General features: G+C 47.4%; 17 protein-coding genes. 15 read left to right on the top strand and 2 right to left on the bottom strand.

Annotated elements, in window-relative coordinates:
* Positions 1-92: 92 nt before the first annotated feature.
* From M1D61_RS13900 to M1D61_RS13870, 7 genes are all read left to right on the top strand, one after another.
* Positions 93-2,168 carry a hypothetical protein gene (locus tag M1D61_RS13900; protein ID WP_458122511.1) on the top strand — a complete coding sequence of 692 codons (2,076 nt, stop codon included), beginning with the start codon at positions 93-95 and terminating at the stop codon, positions 2,166-2,168.
* Positions 2,165-2,467 (top strand): EscU/YscU/HrcU family type III secretion system export apparatus switch protein, encoded by a 303-nt coding sequence (locus M1D61_RS13895; protein WP_458119204.1) that lies wholly within the window; start codon positions 2,165-2,167, stop codon positions 2,465-2,467. Before M1D61_RS13900 ends, M1D61_RS13895 begins: the two co-directional genes overlap by 4 nt.
* Before the next feature lie 6 nt (positions 2,468-2,473).
* Positions 2,474-2,917 (top strand): YraN family protein, encoded by a 444-nt coding sequence (locus M1D61_RS13890; protein ID WP_458119203.1) that lies wholly within the window; start codon positions 2,474-2,476, stop codon positions 2,915-2,917.
* 106 nt (positions 2,918-3,023) lie between these two features.
* Positions 3,024-4,970, top strand: coding sequence for a YifB family Mg chelatase-like AAA ATPase (locus M1D61_RS13885; RefSeq protein ID WP_458119202.1), 1,947 nt, complete (start codon positions 3,024-3,026; stop codon positions 4,968-4,970).
* Between the two features lie 436 nt (positions 4,971-5,406).
* Positions 5,407-6,084 carry a sulfite oxidase-like oxidoreductase gene (locus M1D61_RS13880; protein WP_046215345.1) on the top strand — a complete coding sequence of 226 codons (678 nt, stop codon included), beginning with the start codon at positions 5,407-5,409 and terminating at the stop codon, positions 6,082-6,084.
* Between the two features lie 98 nt (positions 6,085-6,182).
* Positions 6,183-6,338 carry a hypothetical protein gene (locus tag M1D61_RS13875; RefSeq protein ID WP_458119200.1) on the top strand — a complete coding sequence of 52 codons (156 nt, stop codon included), beginning with the start codon at positions 6,183-6,185 and terminating at the stop codon, positions 6,336-6,338.
* 77 nt (positions 6,339-6,415) lie between these two features.
* On the top strand, positions 6,416-6,571 hold the full coding sequence (locus M1D61_RS13870; protein WP_458119199.1) for a hypothetical protein: 156 nt from the start codon (positions 6,416-6,418) through the stop codon (positions 6,569-6,571).
* Between the two features lie 174 nt (positions 6,572-6,745).
* Here the strand turns inward: M1D61_RS13870 and M1D61_RS13865 are convergent, their stop codons facing one another.
* Together M1D61_RS13865 and M1D61_RS13860 are read right to left on the bottom strand one after the other, a co-directional pair.
* Positions 6,746-7,360 (bottom strand): hypothetical protein, encoded by a 615-nt coding sequence (locus tag M1D61_RS13865; RefSeq protein WP_458119198.1) that lies wholly within the window; start codon positions 7,358-7,360, stop codon positions 6,746-6,748.
* Between the two features lie 400 nt (positions 7,361-7,760).
* Positions 7,761-8,189, bottom strand: coding sequence for an organic hydroperoxide resistance protein (locus tag M1D61_RS13860; RefSeq protein WP_060534413.1), 429 nt, complete (start codon positions 8,187-8,189; stop codon positions 7,761-7,763).
* A 232-nt stretch (positions 8,190-8,421) separates the two neighbouring features.
* Between M1D61_RS13860 and M1D61_RS13855 the strand changes: the two genes are divergently transcribed.
* From M1D61_RS13855 to hslU, 8 genes are all read left to right on the top strand, one after another.
* Positions 8,422-8,904: a MarR family winged helix-turn-helix transcriptional regulator gene (locus M1D61_RS13855; RefSeq protein WP_458119197.1), complete on the top strand. Its 483-nt coding sequence runs from the start codon at positions 8,422-8,424 to the stop codon at positions 8,902-8,904.
* A 277-nt stretch (positions 8,905-9,181) separates the two neighbouring features.
* Positions 9,182-10,339: an ADP-forming succinate--CoA ligase subunit beta gene (sucC, locus tag M1D61_RS13850; RefSeq protein WP_458119196.1), complete on the top strand. Its 1,158-nt coding sequence runs from the start codon at positions 9,182-9,184 to the stop codon at positions 10,337-10,339.
* A gap of 46 nt (positions 10,340-10,385) precedes the next feature.
* Positions 10,386-11,315: a succinate--CoA ligase subunit alpha gene (gene sucD, locus M1D61_RS13845; RefSeq protein ID WP_458119195.1), complete on the top strand. Its 930-nt coding sequence runs from the start codon at positions 10,386-10,388 to the stop codon at positions 11,313-11,315.
* A gap of 256 nt (positions 11,316-11,571) precedes the next feature.
* Positions 11,572-12,714 carry a DNA-processing protein DprA gene (gene dprA, locus M1D61_RS13840; RefSeq protein WP_458122510.1) on the top strand — a complete coding sequence of 381 codons (1,143 nt, stop codon included), beginning with the start codon at positions 11,572-11,574 and terminating at the stop codon, positions 12,712-12,714.
* Between the two features lie 41 nt (positions 12,715-12,755).
* A complete protein-coding gene (gene topA / locus M1D61_RS13835; RefSeq protein ID WP_458119194.1) occupies positions 12,756-14,861 on the top strand; it encodes a type I DNA topoisomerase in 2,106 nt (701 codons plus the stop codon).
* Between the two features lie 217 nt (positions 14,862-15,078).
* Complete coding sequence (gene trmFO, locus M1D61_RS13830) at positions 15,079-16,410, top strand: FADH(2)-oxidizing methylenetetrahydrofolate--tRNA-(uracil(54)-C(5))-methyltransferase TrmFO (RefSeq protein ID WP_458119193.1); 1,332 nt, start codon at positions 15,079-15,081, stop codon at positions 16,408-16,410.
* 53 nt (positions 16,411-16,463) lie between these two features.
* The gene (gene hslV / locus M1D61_RS13825) at positions 16,464-17,006 is read left to right on the top strand and encodes an ATP-dependent protease subunit HslV (protein ID WP_458119191.1); all 543 of its coding nucleotides are present in this window, start codon (positions 16,464-16,466) and stop codon (positions 17,004-17,006) included.
* A gap of 85 nt (positions 17,007-17,091) precedes the next feature.
* Entirely contained in the window at positions 17,092-18,501 is a 1,410-nt protein-coding gene (gene hslU / locus M1D61_RS13820) for an ATP-dependent protease ATPase subunit HslU (RefSeq protein ID WP_458119190.1), read from the top strand.
* Positions 18,502-18,583 lie beyond the last annotated feature (82 nt).

The following is an 18,583-nucleotide window of genomic DNA, read 5'->3' as shown; positions in this document are numbered from 1 at the left end:
ATATACAAAGGCGAATAATCCGGAGCGGGTCTATATAGCACGAACGGATCATTCCCTGTACTTATTCCTAATTACAGACAGGAGGTTAGATGATGAATATCGGATCACTATTCCGGGGGATGATGGGTGATGTCAAGCCCGGGGAAGCCAAGCAAATGGAATTAAAAGAAGGCCAGGTGGTCCGTGGAGTGGTAACCAGTATATCGGATGACGGACAGGAAGCAGTCGTACAGATTCAGGGTGTCAAAGTACGTGCCAAGCTCGAGACACCACTTCAGCAAGGAGAGACGACCATGCTGCAGGTACAGCCTCCGGGCAAGGATGGCATGCCTGTCCTCAAACCGATTGCAGGTAATCCTGCTGCACAGCTGCCTGCTGCCTCTACAGCAGAAGTGCTGGAGTCCATGAATCTCCCGGACACCAAAGATAACCGGGCCATGATTAACCAGATGCGTACATCAGGTATCCCTTTAACCCCGGAAAATATAAAAAATATACAAACTTCGCTTGCTCAGAAGCCTGCTACTGTTCCAGTAGGAGAATGGGTTCAAGCCGCAGCTGTAGCTGTGCAAAAAGGGCTGCCTGTCACAGGCCAGAGTGTTACAGGATTGCATCAGGCATTGTTCGGTCCACCGCTGCACGAAATGCTGGGCAATATGGAGCAGCTGCTTCAGTCTGCATCTACCCAGCTCAAAGGTGGCGGCTCATCCCAGAGTGCGTTAACTAATGGAAATAATGCCAATCCCGCTGCCTCATCTGCTGCTCCGTCTGCTGCAGATACACCAGAGGCTGCCACTAAGGGGATGACGACCTCTCCGACTCCAACCGCTGCACAATCTGCCAATGCAGGCGGAACAACTGCTGTACTGTTGAATAAGCTGCAAAATGTCATTCAGCAGATCAATAGTCTGGTGCCTCAGGCAGTAGGACAGGATGCGCCGCTGCAAAATGCCGGTACAACAAGTACACAGGCAGCATCAGTCGAAGGGGAAAGTGATCCTGCCAGTCGCGCTGCATCCAGTAATACCGGATCAACTGCGCAGAATGCAGCTTCAACACAAGCTTCCACTGCTGCAGGCCAGACCACCAAGCCGACAGTGGCTGCTCCATGGGTAGGACAGGTTCTGAAGCTCCTGGGAGCCGAATATGAGCAGCAGACAGTCCGCGCAGCACTTACGTTGACTGCGGGCTCAGCTGCGGCCTCTGCGGAAGCACAGGCAGGCACGACGGCCGCTCCTGTACCAGCCAATCAGGCGCAGCAGCCTGATGTAGATCCTCGCCAGCCTGCTCCTGCCAATACAGGAGGACCCGTTCCTAGTACTACTGCCAATGCTGGTACTACAGCTCCATTACCAGCGAGCAGTACACCTGTTAACGGACAAGCGCCAGCAGCTGCCGCTCCACTGGTACCCGATGCCCCAAATGCTCCAGTGGCACCGCAGGCACCGGCAATTACTGTTCCAACTACTGCAGCAGTACCAATGTCTGCACAGCATCCGAATATACTGCATGCACATGATCCGGCCTTGCTGAATACGGACATTACCCGACCGGACGCTTCACAGATTGCCCAGCCCGCTCTCCAGGCTGCTGAAGATGCCTTGGCCAAAGCGCAGGATACACTCAAAGGTCTGCTGCTGCAATTAACATCAGCGGATGATGTGCCTCCTGCTCTTAAGGATGCTGCCCAGCAGCTCGTACAACAGCTGACCGGCCAGCAGCTGCTGCTGAATACGGATCGTACGGCTCCTTTTGCCCAGGTTACCATGTTTGTGCCTTTTAACGGGCCGGACGGACAGGAGACCGCTTCTGTACAGATTCAGTCACGCAGGGGAGCCAAAGGAGAGTTGGATGCTTCCAACTGCCGCTTGTGGTTTGATCTCGATATGAAAATGCTCGGACCTACGCTGTTGGATGTGCAGGTAGTGGACAAAATTGTTACCCTCAAAGTGCATAATGATCTGGAGCAGTTGGCTCCATTGATAGAGAGCAAAAAGCAGGAAGTAGCCGATGCGATCGGTTCACTCGGGTATCAATTGTCATCGCTGCAATTTGCCGGGCTTCCTGTTCGTTCGACCAATGAAGCTGGCAGTACAGCCGCTCCCGGTTCTGGACTGATGGATCAGTATGCACCGCCTGAATACAAAGGGGTGGATATGAAAATATGAATAAGCCCAAAGACAGTTCATTTATAGGCAAGCGTGCAGTTGCACTAAAATATGACCCTTCCCAGGGAGAAGCGCCGATCGTTGTCGCTAAAGGACGCGGCCGGGTCGCCGAGACGATTCTGGAAAAGGCCCAGGAAGCGGGCGTTGCCATCCAGGAAGATGCTGCACTGGTGGAAGTACTATCCAAGCTGGACCTCGATCAGCAAATTCCAGGCGAGCTGTATGATCTGGTCGCCGAGATCCTGACATTTATTTACCGGGCAGACAAGAACTTTACTTCCAACCTGGATATCTGGTGATGAGATATGAATAAATCCGATTTGTCCATTAATGCCGACTCTTTATGTGTCGCGCGCAGTGATAGAAGTGAGCATACAGATGAGCGGCAAGACGACAGAAAATTCAAGGGCCGAATTGCCGAAGATACGGCAGCCTATTACCTGGATCAGCAGGGTTATCAGATTATGACGAGAAATTGGCGCTGTCGCAGCGGTGAACTGGATATTATCGCCGCTGTGGACGGCACGATTGTCATCGTGGAAGTGCGCAGCCGCAGCGGTATAACCCATGGTACAGCAGCTGAATCGGTAGACTGGCGCAAACAGCGTCAGATCCGGGAGACCGCTGAAGTCTATGCTTATGCTACACATCAATATAATCAGCGCTTTCGCTATGATGTCATTACAATACAGATGAATTCGGCATATCAGGTAGTAGAGCTGGAACATATTATAGAAGCTTTTCGTTAAATTCGGATAGAATAATAAATGATAATATGCAAAATGAGGAAGCACCCATTTGTATTACACTCCTGCAGACTGGCAGGATAATGTATACAGAAAGGGTGTTTTTGTTATGTATGGTAAGTTATTCAGTGCCTGTCTTCAGGGCATTCATGGGGTAATGGTAGAAGTGGAGACGGACCTTTCCAATGGGCTGCCTATGGTATCCATTATCGGCCTGCCGGATTCGGCGATTCGCGAATCTGTTGAACGGGTCCGCTCGGCGATTAAAAATTGCGGGTTTACTTTTCCTTCCCAGCGGGTCACCATCAACCTCGCACCTGCCGATCTGCGCAAGGAAGGCTCTGCATTTGATCTGGCCATAGCGATGGGGATACTGGCAACGAGTGATCAGATTATTTTCCCCGGTCAGGAGAAGATGCTGCTGATCGGCGAACTTGCTCTGGATGGCGCACTCCGTCCGGTACCGGGTGTCCTGTCGATGGTGGATGCTGCCCGTCAGCATGGATTAACTTCCGTTATTTTACCTGCAGAGAATGCGATGGAGGCAGCACTCGTAGAAGGCGTACGTGTATATGGAATCAAGCATATGAATGAGCTGTTTGTGGAGCTGCATCATAATCATTCGACTCCCTCCAGAGCAGAGACGGGTGTTGAGGTGTTTACAATGGGAGTGCCGGGACAGCCGCCCATGATTGTCAAAAAAGTGACACAGGCGGCTTCCTTACAGTCTGTTGCTGCAGTGTATAGCACAGAAGCCGAGCTGTCCGAGCATACTGTCATATCTGAAGAATCAAAAGGCTCAAAAGACTTAAAAAACTCAAAAAGCTTAAAAGCTGCCCAAATCGAATCTATGGAGATGCCGGAAGCAATAGGTACAGCTCAAAATGATGAACATTCTGGCAATATGTCACCAGTAGAATCTGTACAGGCACAATCCAACCAGAATGACTCTGTGATCGAACTGCCGGGTCCATTCAAGAAATCCGATCCGCGTAAACTGGTTCATCTGGAGCCGCTGTTACTGAGCCGCCAACATATTCGGGAACTTCGTCAGTCTGCTCCAGCGACCCAGGAAGACTATGCGGATGTATTTGGGCAGCAGCACGTCAAACGGGCACTTATGATTGCTGCTTCCGGCATGCATAACATTTTGCTGCTTGGTCCCCCGGGTACCGGCAAAACAATGCTGATCAAGCGTCTGCCCACGATTCTGCCTCCTTTGACCGAAGAGGAAGCGCTGGAAGTGACCAAAATACTCAGTGTCGCTGGAAGATTCAAGGACAGCACAGCCGGACTCGTCTCTACGCGCCCGTTCCGCTCTCCTCACCACAGCATTACCGTTCCAGGCTTAATCGGTGGCAGCAGCATTCCCAAGCCGGGTGAAGTGAGTCTCGCTCATCAGGGAATTCTGTTCCTCGACGAATTACCGGAATTTCCAAGATCCGTCCTGGAAGTGCTGCGTCAGCCGCTGGAAGACCATGAAGTACATATCAGTCGGGCCAGAGCCGTATTTACTTTCCCGGCGAATTTTCTGCTTGCCGGTTCAATGAATCCCTGTCCATGCGGATACCTGGGCAGCCATCATCCGGTGCATCACTGTACGTGCAGTGAGGCGCAGATTGCCCGCTACCGCGCCAAAATATCCGGCCCGCTGCTGGACCGGATAGACCTGCAGATCGAAGTGCCGCGTCCGAGCGAGCGCGACTGGCAGCAGTCGGAAGGATTCCAATCGGATGGTTATGACTCCGCCAGCATGAGAGATATTGTGCATCGCACCCATGAACGCCAGCTGAAGCGTTACGCAGGCATAGGTATCCAGTGGAACAGCCAGTTGTCCGGCCGCTGGCTGCGGGAGCATACGCATCTGGCAGCAGACGCGAATCAACTGCTGGAAGCTGCATTTGAACAATTGGGAATGAGCATGCGGGCGAGAGATCGTGTACTCAAGCTGGCCCGTACGATTGCCGATCTGGAAGAAAAAGAACAGATTGAGGCAGTGCATATTGCGGAAGCAATACAGTACCGCCAGCTGGATCGCAAAAAAACAGGGGTCTAGACAGATATCATCTTGCTGAAGATAATCCAGAAATTCTCCCTGTATCGAACCAAGCGGGAGGACCACTTTGTTGATTCTGAATCTCCAGTGCTGGTCATCGTCATCAAAGGATCATACAGCAGATAGGCCGGGACCGGCGCTGTATTTGTGATTGTGCAGCTCGATTGTTCTAAATTCTAGTACAGTCGCTGTTTTGGAAGTGAATAGCGTAATAAAAATGATCATAAGCTTACCCTTGTTGAGTAATAAAACTGCCTGATTAGTTATTGACGCCAGACTCTAGGACTTGGTATAACCGATGCGCATATCCTGCTGCTAATAAGGTTCAGCTGCACCGGTCATCATCTTTTTGGTGATAAAAAGTATAATCAACCCCCTTTCTATTTGGCGCTTCAATCGTTAATATAAAACATACTAGAAGAAAGGAGGCCGTTCAATGCAGTCCAATAAAGCAGAACGTCTTAAAAATGCACGTATTCTCAATAAACCCTTATTGGATGAGGAGCTTCAGCACCGTCTGCCGCCGGGGCAGACACTTACCGACAGTTTTCCGATTTTGCATGAAGGAAGTGTACCCGAGTACGATCTGAAGGAGTGGAACCTGCGGATTTTTGGAGAAGTGGAGCAGGAATATACTTTTTCGTTTGAACAGCTTCAGGCGATGCCAGTGACACAGACGATAAGTGATATTCACTGCGTTACGCGCTGGTCCAAGTTTGATACGCCGTGGGAAGGAGTCCGATTCTCGGATCTGGTCCGTCAGCTAAAAATCAAACCGGAAGCCCGTTATGTGATGATCCACGCTGATCCGGATTATGAGACAAATGTAGCTCTGGAAGAGCTGATGAAGGATGATGTACTGCTGGCCTGGAATTATGATGGCAAGCCTCTTACGGCCAAGCATGGTTGGCCGCTGCGCCTAATCGTACCGCAGTTTTACTTCTGGAAAAGCGCCAAATGGATTCGGGGCATTGAATTTATGAACGAAGACCGAAGAGGCTTCTGGGAGAACCACGGCTTCCATAATATAGCTGATCCTTTCAAAGAAGAGCGTTTCTCATCCGACGAATATGAGATGCCCGAAGATGAATGGAAGTACTGCGAAGCAGATTGAATTTCCATTTATATGAAACAAATCCCTTTTTATTCCGTATATGATCATACATCCTTCTATTAATAATTTGAATAATTATCAAGAAAGGAATGAATGATATGGAATTATTCTGGCTTATTTTGTTTATGACAGCAATCTTTGCTCCTCTGGTATGGAACAAAATTGCAATTGGCAAGCGAATTCATCATGAAGAGCAAAAAGCAGGACGTGACCTTACCCACGAGATCAATCCTTTTACCGGCGGACGTGATTAATACTCCGCAAACGTCAGTATAGATTGAAATTAATTAGCAGCAAAATGGAAATGCAGGGTGATGAGGAGGGTGACAGGATGGAGATTATAGTGCATATCTTATCTGGATTTGCCAAAGCAGCTAATGACCTTTATATCGTCGCTGTGGGCAGACGTATTCATGCAGAAGAGCAGGAGATCGGCCGCGATCTGACATACGGAATCAATCCCTTTACAGGTAGCCATAAATCGTAGGTTCGCATGATCAGACATTGCAGAAAAAGGAAACAGAAAATGCGTAGAAACATTTTCAATACCATAGTTACAACATATCCTGCATACACATATGAAAAAGACTGACGCTATAACGCGCCAGTCTTTTTTGTAATTCATTTTATGATTCGATTTTTGTGATTCAGGATAAGCCGATTACAGGCTTTCAACTGCTTTGGACAATTTGGCATCCAAAATTCCTTTTTCTACATTACCTTCATTCAGATCCGGGTTAAACCAGTAGATCACTAGTACATTGTCGTTAGTATACTCAGTTTTTTTGAAAGGAATACCGTTTTGCTGAGTCTTCAGATCTTCCAGACCTTTTTTCAGATCATCTTCGGATTTGAAAACATAGATCGATACAGGCTCTGTTTTTTTAGGATCTTTAGTTGTTACGTAACGATCTGGTTTCACGTTATTAAGTACCCATTTTCCCGCAGCATCTGGTTCAGATACCAGATCGATTCCCTGCTTTTTGATCGCCGCAGCAACTTCTTTGGTAGTCATATCAGCAGCAGTACCGTTTTTGGCAGAGTCAGTGGAATCATTCGACTCACCAGACTTATTCTCGGTAGCAGCGTCTTTTGTAGTGTCATTTGCAGCGGTTCCTTGCTCGTCAGCTGTCTTATTATCAGCGGTGGAAGTATCTGTAGTGCCCTGTTCGGTAGTTGTTGACCCGGTAGCAGGCGCAGATTCGTTGGCTTTGGAACAGCCGGTCGCTGTAACGACAGTGAGTGCGAGTAAGAGTATAGTGATTTTCAGTTTCATAAGTGACCTCCTGTTATTATACATGATTTGATAAGGTTATTCGTACTCATGATGATAGTAAAATGGAGCGCAATAACCTTTTGCAATGAATATGCAAAGCAATATTCATTATAACATACATACACCAGTGAACAACTTTTGACACGAAGCTTACATTCCGATCAGACAGCAGGTATATCTTTCAATCTACCATAAAAGCTGATAGGACAGTAATGTATGCGGTATCAGTAAAATAAAAAATAATACTGCATAATGTTCATTATTAAACTGAATTCTCCATCAAAACAGCTGAAATATAATGAAGAGAAGCAGCCAGGGAAAGCCGCTTCTCTTCATTATATTTATATGATCCGTTCATATCAGAAGTCTTTCTTCGGGGTTTATCAAGCTGTGAAATGAATTACAGAACGTTAATTTCTACTGCAATATTACCGCGTGTTGCACGGGAGTAGGGACATACATTATGTGCTTCTTCAGCCAGTTTGGAAGCAGTATCACGGTCGATTCCTTTAACCAGAACATCCAGACGTACAGCCAGTGCAAAGCCGCCATCTTCCGCTTTACCAAAGCTCACTGTACCGGTTACCTGAGTGCCTTCATGTTTTACTTTTTGCATACGGGCTACCATGTTCAGCGCACTATCAAAGCATGCAGAGTAACCTGCTGCGAACAGCTGCTCGGGATTCGTACCGGCACCACCAGCGCCGCCCATTTCTTTTGGAGTGGCAATATCAAGACGCAGATCCGGGCTGGAAGATTCCACGTAACCCTGTCTTCCACCAATGGCTGTTACAGAAGTTTCGTACATTTTTTGTTGGATATTTAACATATTAATTACCACCTTTTTCATTATTTTATTTCACAAAATTAAATTTAGCACAATTAATATAAAAAGTAAAATGTTTTTCGTAATAATAATGTCAGGCAATTAAATTTATGATAGAATAGAGTTTAAGCATTAAATACAATCAAGTATTCATATATCGTGTGATAGGTTATTACTATATAAAAATCCGGAACCTATTTAGAATACTCATTATATAAAAGCAGGTGATTATAGAATGGACACTCAATCTCAGGAATATCCGCATCCCCAGCTTAAGCTGGACAATCAGCTTTGCTTTGCCATCTATGCGTCGTCCCGTGAAATGACCAAAATGTACCAGCCGCTGTTGGATCATCTCGGTCTTACGTATTCGCAGTATCTTGTAATGCTGGTACTATGGGAACAGCAGGAATGCACAGTGAAAGAATTGGGTAATGCGTTGTACCTCGATTCCGGCACACTGACACCGCTGCTCAAGCGTCTGGAAGCAGCAGGGTTGATTATCCGCAAACGTTCTACGGAAGATGAACGTAAAGTTCATATTACATTGACTGAAGCGGGCTGGAGCTTGCAGCAACAAGCGGTTTCCATTCCCGATGATATCAAGCAGAGAACGTGTATTAACACGGATAAGCTGGACGAGCTGCTGCATGAATTCAAGCAGCTGTTGCAGAATATTCATCGGGCTAATGTAAATGGGGCAGTGAGCAAGAAATAAATTTTTCTACTGCCGAATTACCAGGATATATTAGGTACGGACCGATTATCCCTCTTAACGATTCAGTTGAGAGGGTTTTTATTTTTTTTACTTTGTTAACGCATACATGATATATTAGGCATAGGCAATTACTTCCTTATGATTTTCTCCATATCGTGGATTAAAATGGTAAAATTTTTAAGGAAAGCGTTTTAAAAACATGTTACAATAGCAAAGGTTATTGATTTGCCGGGCAATATGGCCGGAATGCATTCATGTCGATAGGAGGATTTACCAGATGAATATCCATGAATATCAGGGAAAACAATTACTTAAACAGTATGGAGTGGCAGTGCCTGAGGGCAAAGTTGCCTTTACGGTGGAAGAAGCTGTAGAAGCAGCACAATCTCTGGGCAGTCCGGTCTGTGTGGTCAAAGCACAGATCCACGCTGGTGGTAGAGGTAAAGCCGGAGGCGTTAAAGTAGCCAAAAGCGTAGATGAAGTTCGTACGTATGCCCAAGAACTGCTTGGCAAGGTACTCGTTACCCACCAGACAGGTCCGGAAGGCAAAGAAATCAAACGTCTATTGATTGAAGAAGGCTGTGATATTCAAAAAGAATATTACATAGGCGTAGTTATCGACCGTGCTACAGGCAGAGTGGTCATCATGGCTTCTGAAGAGGGCGGCACAGAGATCGAGGAAGTGGCAGAAAAGACACCGGAAAAGATTTTCCGTGAAGCTGTCGATCCTGCAGTCGGTCTGCAGGCTTTCCAGGCCCGCAAGCTGGCTTATGCCATCAATATTCCTGCCAAGCTGGTAAACAAAGCAGCTCAGTTTATGTTGTCTTTGTACAAAGCATTCGTAGAAAAAGACTGCTCGATTGCCGAGATCAACCCGCTGGTTGTAACCGGTGACGGTCAGGTCATGGCTCTGGATGCCAAGCTGAACTTTGACTCTAACGCGTTGTTCCGTCATCCGGAAATTCTCGAACTTCGTGATCTGGAAGAAGAAGATGAGAAAGAGATTGAAGCTTCCAAATTTGACCTGAGTTATATCGCTCTGGACGGCAATATCGGCTGTATGGTCAATGGTGCCGGTCTGGCGATGGCAACGATGGATATTATTAAATACTACGGCGGCGAACCCGCCAACTTCCTGGACGTAGGGGGCGGTGCAACGACAGAGAAGGTTACTGAAGCCTTCAAAATCATTCTGTCCGATCCAAACGTAAAAGGAATTTTCATCAATATATTCGGCGGCATCATGCGCTGTGACGTTATCGCCAACGGCGTCGTTGAAGCTGCCAAGCAGATCGGGCTGGATCGACCGCTCGTCGTGAGACTGGAAGGTACGAACGTAGATCTCGGTAAGCAGATTCTGGCTGAATCGGGACTGAACATCGTAGCTGCCGACTCCATGGCGGATGGAGCACAAAAGATCGTAGCGCTGGTATAAAACAACACCAGGACCTAAATTAAGTGATAGGAGCTGTGACTGGACAATGAGTATTCTTGTAGATAAGCATACAAAAGTGATCACTCAAGGGATTACCGGTTCAACGGGATTATTTCACACCAAAGGTGCCCTGGATTATGGTACGCAAATGGTTGGCGGAGTAACGCCGGGCAAAGGCGGAACCAACGTGGATATTACGCTGGAGGATGGCTCCACAGTGAGTCTGCCGGTATTTAATACGGTTGTTGAAGCCAAGGAGAAAACAGGCGCTACGGCAAGTGTTATCTATGTGCCACCGGCATTTGCAGCAGATTCCATCATGGAAGCGGTCGATGCAGACCTTGACCTCGTTATCTGTATTACAGAAGGTATTCCTGTACTGGATATGGTCAAAGTCTCCCGTTATATGGAAGGCAAAAAGACGGTATTGATCGGTCCAAACTGTCCGGGTGTCATTACGCCGGGCGAGTGCAAAATCGGTATTATGCCAGGCTATATTCACAAGCCGGGTTATGTGGGTGTCGTATCGCGCAGTGGTACGCTGACGTATGAAGCAGTGCATCAACTGTCCACACGCGGCATCGGTCAATCTTCTGCCGTAGGTATCGGTGGTGACCCTGTCAAAGGTTCCGAATTCATCGACATTCTCAAAATGTTCAATGAAGATCCAGATACCCGTGCGGTTATCATGATCGGTGAAATTGGCGGTACAGCGGAAGAAGAAGCGGCAGAATGGATTCAGGCAAATATGACCAAACCTGTCGTGGGCTTCATTGGCGGTGCCACTGCGCCTCCAGGCAAACGTATGGGTCATGCGGGTGCAATCATTTCCGGTGGTAAAGGTACAGCTGCCGAGAAAATTGCCAAGCTGGAATCTTGCGGGGTTAAAGTCGCTCCAACGCCATCCGAGATGGGCTCTACGCTGGTGGAAGTGCTCGAAGAGCGCGGTCTGCTGGGCGAGTGCACTACTCACTAATATAACGAACACAGCCGGTTCAGCCTGTTGATGAACAGGGATAGACTTCTGTCTTTCTTTTCATTATAATAGCTGTAATTGGATATCGTTCGTGACAGGGTAAGCAACCTCTGATTCTCTTATTGAGACAGGGGTTGCTTCTTTGCGTTGTCCAGCTTCAAGCACAAATAGAGTAAACGCTTGCAATATGAAATGACATACGATTAAATGGAGTAGATGGTCACGTCTGCCTCCTGACAGAGGAGAATGGATAATGATGCTGGATGAACGTTCCATATTGATAGGATTACATGAAGCAACAGGTATTGGCTGGAAAAGAATCTATGATATACTACAACAACATGCGGATCTGCGCGAACTGCCGGATTGGGATGCCGGACGCTGGCGGAGGTTAGGCATGCCTGATAAAGTCTCCCAAACTTTACCTGCTCAGCTGCAGGAGGATTATCTGCTGACCCGTTTGTCACATTATCAGGATAAGGGAATTCAAATTATAACAATCATGGATGATACGTATCCCATTTTAATGAAGGAAATCGCTCAGCCGCCGTGGGTACTGTACACAATCGGGAGACAGGAATTGCTTTCTTCCTTTTGCATAGGCATGGTAGGTACAAGGGTGCCGACCGCTTATGGACGTAAAGTGGCAGAGCTGCTGGCAGGTGATATGGCAGCCCGTGGAGTCACGGTCGTCAGTGGCATGGCGAGGGGAATCGACAGCACTTGTCATCAAGCTGCCCTTCAGGCGAATGGCCATACGATTGCTGTACTCGGCACAGGTATTGATGTTATTTATCCGCCGGAGAATCGGTCTTTGTATCATACGATCTCGGAGCGGGGACTCATTGTATCCGAATATCCGATCGGCACACGCTCTTCGCCCGGATTGTTTCCACAGCGCAATCGTATTATTGCCGGGCTTTCGCATGGCTCTGTAGTCGTCGAAGCCGATGTGCGCAGCGGCTCCTTGATTACAGCCGATTATGCCATGGACAGCAATCGTGATGTCTTTGCCGTACCCGGTCCCATTACTTCTCCCAAAAGCCAGGGGACACTCGCACTCCTCAAGCAGGGGGCTATCCTGGTGACCACGGCGGATGACATTATAAATGAATATGATTCAATTCTTTTGAATTGGTGTGATAAACCATACAAAAAGGAAGAAAATGGGGATATTAATAACGCTCATGTCTCCTCATCCATGATATTGCCAGATATTTCTTATTTGACAGAAGATGAAAAAACGATATACCTTATATTGGAGCAGGGAGATGCGAATATCGACGAGCTTCAGGTACAATCGAAGTTTGATTTTGGACTTTTGCATACGGTTCTGTTATCTTTAATCATAAAAAAACAGATCAGTCAACGCTCTGGTGCGATATACACCTTAATATAAAACAAACCATAGATAGAATAACAGAAAGGGGGACGAACCTAATGGCAGATTCACTCGTAATTGTAGAATCACCGGCAAAAGCGAAAACGATCGGTAAATATCTGGGCAGCAAATTTATCGTCAAAGCGTCAATGGGTCACGTCCGCGACCTGCCGAAAAGTCAGATCGGTGTAGATGTGGAGAACGATTTTGATCCCAAATATATTACGATTCGTGGTAAAGGTTCCATTCTAAAAGAATTAAAAGATGCACGTAAAAAAGTAAAAAAAGTCTATCTGGCGGCTGACCCGGATCGCGAAGGGGAAGCAATTGCCTGGCATCTGGCTCATGCACTGGATGTAGCGGAAGGCGAAGAATGCCGCGTTGTATTTAACGAAATTACCAAGCAGGCGGTAAAGGACGCTTTTAAAACGCCGCGCCAGATTAATATGGATCTTGTCAATGCCCAGCAGGCCAGACGTATTCTGGATCGTCTGGTAGGTTACAAAATCAGTCCACTATTATGGAAGAAAGTCAAAAAAGGACTGTCTGCAGGACGTGTACAATCTGTTGCAGTAAAAATTATTATCGACCGTGAAAATGAGATTTCGGAGTTTACGCCGGAAGAGTACTGGAGCATCACAGCGCGGCTTACCATTAACGGCACTACGTTTGAAGCGAAGTTCAATCAGCTGAATGGCGAGAAAAAAGAGCTTCACAGCGAAGAAGATGTCAACGAAGTACTCGCAGCGATCGCCGATGCTGCATTCGAAGTTACGGATGTCAAAGAGCGCGAACGTTTGCGTCATCCGGCTGCTCCGTTTACAACCTCATCCCTCCAGCAGGAAGCAGCGCGCAAGCTTAATTTCCGTGCTGCCAAGACGATGTCTGTTGCTCAGCAGCTGTACGAAGGTATCGACCTAGGCAAAGAAGGTACGGTCGGTCTGATCACCTATATGCGTACAGACTCTACACGTATCGCTGCTTCCGCACAGGAAGAGATTCGCGAATATATTACGGGCCGATACGGTGCTGACTTTATCCCGGAAGAACCCCGCCAATATACCAAAAAGAACGCCAATGCCCAGGATGCTCACGAAGCCATTCGCCCCACCTCGGCAGTACGTGATCCGGAATCGGTAAAAGAATATATGAGCCGTGACCAGTTCCGTTTGTACAAACTCGTATGGGAACGCTTTGCAGCCAGCCAGATGGCTTCGGCTGTATTGGATACACTGTCCGTGGATATTGCCTCTGGTCCTGCCAATTTCCGTGCAGCTGGTTCCAAAGTACGCTTCCCGGGCTTTATGAAAGTATATGTGGAAGGTAATGATGATGGTAAGGAAGAAGGCGAAAAATTCCTGCCGCCGTTGGTCAAGGGAGACAATCTGCAAAAAGAAGAAATCGAACCAAAGCAGCATTTCACCCAGCCGCCGCCACGATACACTGAAGCCCGCCTCGTCAAAACGCTGGAAGAACTCGGCATAGGGCGTCCGAGTACGTATGCGCCGACATTGGAGACGATTCAGAAGCGTGGATATGTAGCGATCGAAGAGAAGAAATTCATGCCTACCGAGCTCGGCGAACTTATTATTGAGCAGATGGAAGAATTTTTCCCCGAGATTCTGGATCCGGAATTCACGGCACATATGGAACAGGATTTAGACCATGTGGGCGAAGGACAGGAAGAATGGGTACACGTACTCAGCGAGTTTTACGAGTCCTTTGAGAAACGGCTTAAAGTAGCGGAAGAGGAAATGAAAGAGATTGAGATCGAGGATGAAGTATCGGATGAGATTTGTGACAAATGTGGACGTCACCTGGTATATAAACTCGGTCGATTCGGCAAGTTCCTCGCCTGCTCCGGATTCCCGGATTGTCGTAATACCAAGCCGATCATCAAAGATATCGGCGTACCGTGTCCAACCTGTCATGAAGGTCATGTCGTAGAGCGCCGCAGCAAAAAAGGCCGTGTATTCTACGGATGTGATCGTTATCCGGAATGTGACTTTGTATCCTGGGATCGCCCTTCACTCAAACCGTGTCCGGTATGTACCTCGATGATGGTCGAGAAACGGAACAAGCAGGGTGTCAAATTGCAATGTACAAAGTGTGATCATACCGAAATGGTCGAAGAGAACGAAAACGAGGCTGTCGAGCTCGATTGATGAGCTTGTATCTGATTTGATTGGAATACAGTATGTTGCTGCTGATTATATTGTCTGGCTATCCGGACATTAGAATTTGGCAGCAGTTTAGCTTATACTAATAGATAGTAAGCGTAGATTAATTATTGGAAACATGGCCTTGATTCAGCATTGCTTGAATAGAGGTTATACAGTTTCCCATTCATTTATAGCAGGAATATGCAGGAGGTTTTGAATTGTGTCAGAATTTCAAAAGGTAACCGTGATTGGCGCAGGATTAGCAGGTAGTGAGGCGGCCTGGCAGATTGCCAGTCAGGGTATACCCGTAACATTGTATGAAATGCGTCCGGTTGTGAAGACACCGGCACATCACACCAATCAGTTTGCAGAACTGGTATGCAGTAACTCGTTGCGTTCCAACACGCTGGCAAATGCAGTCGGTGTCATGAAAGAGGAAATGCGTATGCTGAACTCGCTCGTTATTGGAGCAGCAGATCGCAATGCTGTACCGGCTGGCGGTGCGCTGGCGGTAGATCGTGATGGTTTCTCCGGAGAGATTACGTCTACACTGCATAATCACCCGCTCGTGACCGTACTTAATGAAGAGGTTCAGGAGATTCCAACCGATGGCATCGTTGTGATTGCAACCGGTCCACTGACGTCTCCTGCACTTTCCCAGCAGATCCAGTCTCTACTGGGAGAAGAGTACTTCTATTTCTATGACGCGGCAGCGCCAATCATCGAAAAAGATTCTATCGATATGAATAAGGTCTATCTGGCTTCCCGCTATGACAAGGGAGAAGCAGCCTATCTGAACTGCCCGATGAACGAAGAAGAGTTCAACGCTTTTTATGAAGCTCTGATTGGTGCGGAGACAGCACAGCTCAAGGAATTTGAAAAAGAGATTTATTTTGAAGGCTGTATGCCTATCGAAATTATGATGAAGCGCGGCAAACAGACAGCTTTGTTTGGTCCCATGAAGCCGGTCGGTCTGGTTAATCCGCATACAGGAGAACTTCCTTATGCGGTGGTACAGCTGCGTCAGGACAATGCAGCAGGTACATTGTATAACATGGTTGGTTTCCAGACTCACCTGAAATGGGGAGAACAGCGCCGGGTATTCTCGATGATTCCTGGTTTGGAAAATGCCGATTTTGTCCGTTACGGGGTAATGCATCGTAATACTTTTATCAACTCGCCCCGTCTGCTGGAACCAACGTATCAGCTGAAAAGCCAGCCGCGTATTTTCTTTGCCGGTCAGATGACAGGAGTGGAAGGATACGTAGAGTCCGCAGCATCCGGCATGATTGCCGGTATGAATGCAGCACGCCTGGCCAAAGGCGAAGAATTAATTCAATTACCGCAGGAGAGTACACTGGGAAGTATGGCATATTACATTACACATGCCGATCCGGATCATTTTCAGCCGATGAATGCGAATTTCGGTCTGCTACCCAAACCGGAGAAGAAAATCCGTAACAAAAAAGAGAAAAATGAAATGTTGGCCCAGCAGGCACTGGATAGTATCAGACAGTTCTTCCACATGGAAGAGCCTGCTCCTGCAGAGTAAAGTCAGCTTAATAGCCAGACAATATGGACAAATAATGAACAGGAGGGAAAACGATGGATCTCTCATTTCACGCAACGACCATATGTGCCGTACGTCATAACGGCAAAGCTGCAATCGCCGGTGACGGACAGGTGACTTTTGGACAAAATGTAATTATGAAGCAGCATGCCAAGAAAATTCGTCGTCTCTATCGTGGACAAGTGCTTGCTGGATTCGCAGGTTCTGTTGCAGATGCCATAACTTTATTTGAAAAGTTCGAAGCCAAGCTGGAGGAGCATCATGGCAATCTTCAGCGTGCAGCCGTCGAACTGGCCAAGGAATGGCGTTCCGATCGGGTACTGCGCAAACTTGAAGCGCTGTTGATCGTTATGGATAAAAGCGGTATTCTGCTTATCTCTGGCGGCGGAGAAATTATTGAGCCGGATGATGATGTGATCGCTATTGGCTCCGGTGGCAATTTCGCCCTATCTGCAGCTCGTGCGCTTAAGCGCCACAGCAAAGATCTGGAAGCTAAAGATATCGTCGAAGCTTCCCTGAACATTGCTGCGGAGATCTGTGTATATACCAACAACAATATCATCGTAGAAGAATTGTGAGCCTGGCCGGTGCGGTCCGTACTCTACTTGCAGGGGCGGTACGCACCGGTTTTCTTTCTGAATTTATGGATATGGAGGGAACAAGATGAATAATGATCATAATGCATTGACACCGAGACAGATTGTGGCCGAATTGGATAAATATATCGTTGGACAGAAAAAGGCTAAGAAGTCTGTGGCTGTCGCACTTCGTAACCGTTATCGCCGCAGCCTGTTGGAGGAAGACGTACAGGATGAGATTGTACCCAAAAATATTCTGATGATTGGTCCTACAGGTGTAGGTAAAACAGAAATTGCACGTAGACTCGCGAAGCTGGTTCAGGCTCCATTTATCAAAGTGGAAGCTACCAAGTTTACTGAAGTGGGCTATGTAGGACGTGACGTAGAGTCTATGGTCCGTGATCTGGTGGAGACAGCGATCCGCATGGTGAAGCTGGAACGCACAGAGGCAGTGAAAGACAGAGCGGAAGAAGCGGCTAATGAACGTATCGTCCATATCCTTGTTCCTTCTGCCAGTAAAGCCAAAATGCAGCGTAATCCTTTTGAAATGCTGTTTGGTGGCAATGGCAACCAGCCTGAAGAGCCGATGGAAGATCGCAACGAAGACACGTCTATTCAAGAGAGACGGCGTCAGGTACGCTTTGAACTTTTGTCGGGTAAGCTGGAAGAACAAATCATCGAGGTGGAAGTGGAAGACAATGCACCGAATATGATGGATATGTTCATGGGCCAGGGCAATGACCAGATGGGCATGAATATGCAGGAGATGCTGGGAAGCTTTCTGCCCAAAAAGATGAAAAAGCGCAAGCTGCCGATCAAGGAAGCGCGCAAGGTATTGACCCAGCAGGAAGCTAATAAATTGCTTGATATGGATGATGTGACCCAAGAGTCGCTGCGCCGTGCAGAACAGACAGGTATCATTTTCATAGATGAGATTGATAAAGTAGCCAGTGCTGGCCGCGGTTCAGGACCGGATGTATCCAGAGAAGGCGTACAGCGTGATATTCTGCCGATTGTAGAAGGCTCTACCGTCATGACCAAATATGGAGCGGTCAAGACCGACTATATATTGTTTATGGCTGCAGGAGCGTTTCACACTGCAAAGCCTTCCGATCTGATTCCCGAGCTGCAGGGTCGCTTCCCGATTCGTGTGGAACTGGAGAGTCTGACGCTGGAGGACTTTGTCAGTATTCTAAAAGAACCCAAAAATGCACTGACCCAGCAATATACGCATTTGCTTCGCTCCGAAAATATTGAACTGGAGTTTGCGGAAGGAGCGATTCAGGAGATTGCAGGCATTGCAGCGACAGTTAACCAGAACACGGAGAACATCGGAGCACGCCGTCTGCATACTATTATGGAGAAGCTGCTTGAAGATCTTTCTTTTGAGGCTCCTGAATTGACGCTGGAACGGTTCGTGATCACACCGCAGTATGTACAGGAGAAACTCAAAGATATCGCTCAAGATCGGGATTTAAGCCAGTATATTCTCTAACTATTCGATTGAATCACTACATGGGAGCATGTCTAGGAATAGGATAGAATCATAATATCGTTTTTTAGGAAAAAGGTGGGGG

This window comes from Paenibacillus sp. Z6-24 (assembly GCF_054161335.1).
Note: the sequence above shows the minus strand (reverse complement) of the source record. Positions and strands in the feature narration are given on the sequence as shown.

What these genes read in the sequence shown, in the direction of transcription:
- M1D61_RS13860 (WP_060534413.1), bottom strand. Translation starts at nt 8,189, where the DNA reads ATGTTAAATATCCAACAAAAAATGTACGAAACTTCTGTAACAGCCATT.
- sucC (WP_458119196.1), top strand. Translation starts at nt 9,182, where the DNA reads ATGAATATCCATGAATATCAGGGAAAACAATTACTTAAACAGTATGGA.
- M1D61_RS13865 (WP_458119198.1), bottom strand. Translation starts at nt 7,360, where the DNA reads ATGAAACTGAAAATCACTATACTCTTACTCGCACTCACTGTCGTTACA.
- M1D61_RS13890 (WP_458119203.1), top strand. Translation starts at nt 2,474, where the DNA reads ATGAATAAATCCGATTTGTCCATTAATGCCGACTCTTTATGTGTCGCG.
- topA (WP_458119194.1), top strand. Translation starts at nt 12,756, where the DNA reads ATGGCAGATTCACTCGTAATTGTAGAATCACCGGCAAAAGCGAAAACG.
- M1D61_RS13885 (WP_458119202.1), top strand. Translation starts at nt 3,024, where the DNA reads ATGTATGGTAAGTTATTCAGTGCCTGTCTTCAGGGCATTCATGGGGTA.
- M1D61_RS13870 (WP_458119199.1), top strand. Translation starts at nt 6,416, where the DNA reads ATGGAGATTATAGTGCATATCTTATCTGGATTTGCCAAAGCAGCTAAT.
- hslV (WP_458119191.1), top strand. Translation starts at nt 16,464, where the DNA reads ATGGATCTCTCATTTCACGCAACGACCATATGTGCCGTACGTCATAAC.
- M1D61_RS13855 (WP_458119197.1), top strand. Translation starts at nt 8,422, where the DNA reads ATGGACACTCAATCTCAGGAATATCCGCATCCCCAGCTTAAGCTGGAC.
- M1D61_RS13900 (WP_458122511.1), top strand. Translation starts at nt 93, where the DNA reads ATGAATATCGGATCACTATTCCGGGGGATGATGGGTGATGTCAAGCCC.
- M1D61_RS13895 (WP_458119204.1), top strand. Translation starts at nt 2,165, where the DNA reads ATGAATAAGCCCAAAGACAGTTCATTTATAGGCAAGCGTGCAGTTGCA.
- dprA (WP_458122510.1), top strand. Translation starts at nt 11,572, where the DNA reads ATGCTGGATGAACGTTCCATATTGATAGGATTACATGAAGCAACAGGT.
- hslU (WP_458119190.1), top strand. Translation starts at nt 17,092, where the DNA reads ATGAATAATGATCATAATGCATTGACACCGAGACAGATTGTGGCCGAA.
- sucD (WP_458119195.1), top strand. Translation starts at nt 10,386, where the DNA reads ATGAGTATTCTTGTAGATAAGCATACAAAAGTGATCACTCAAGGGATT.
- M1D61_RS13875 (WP_458119200.1), top strand. Translation starts at nt 6,183, where the DNA reads ATGGAATTATTCTGGCTTATTTTGTTTATGACAGCAATCTTTGCTCCT.
- M1D61_RS13880 (WP_046215345.1), top strand. Translation starts at nt 5,407, where the DNA reads ATGCAGTCCAATAAAGCAGAACGTCTTAAAAATGCACGTATTCTCAAT.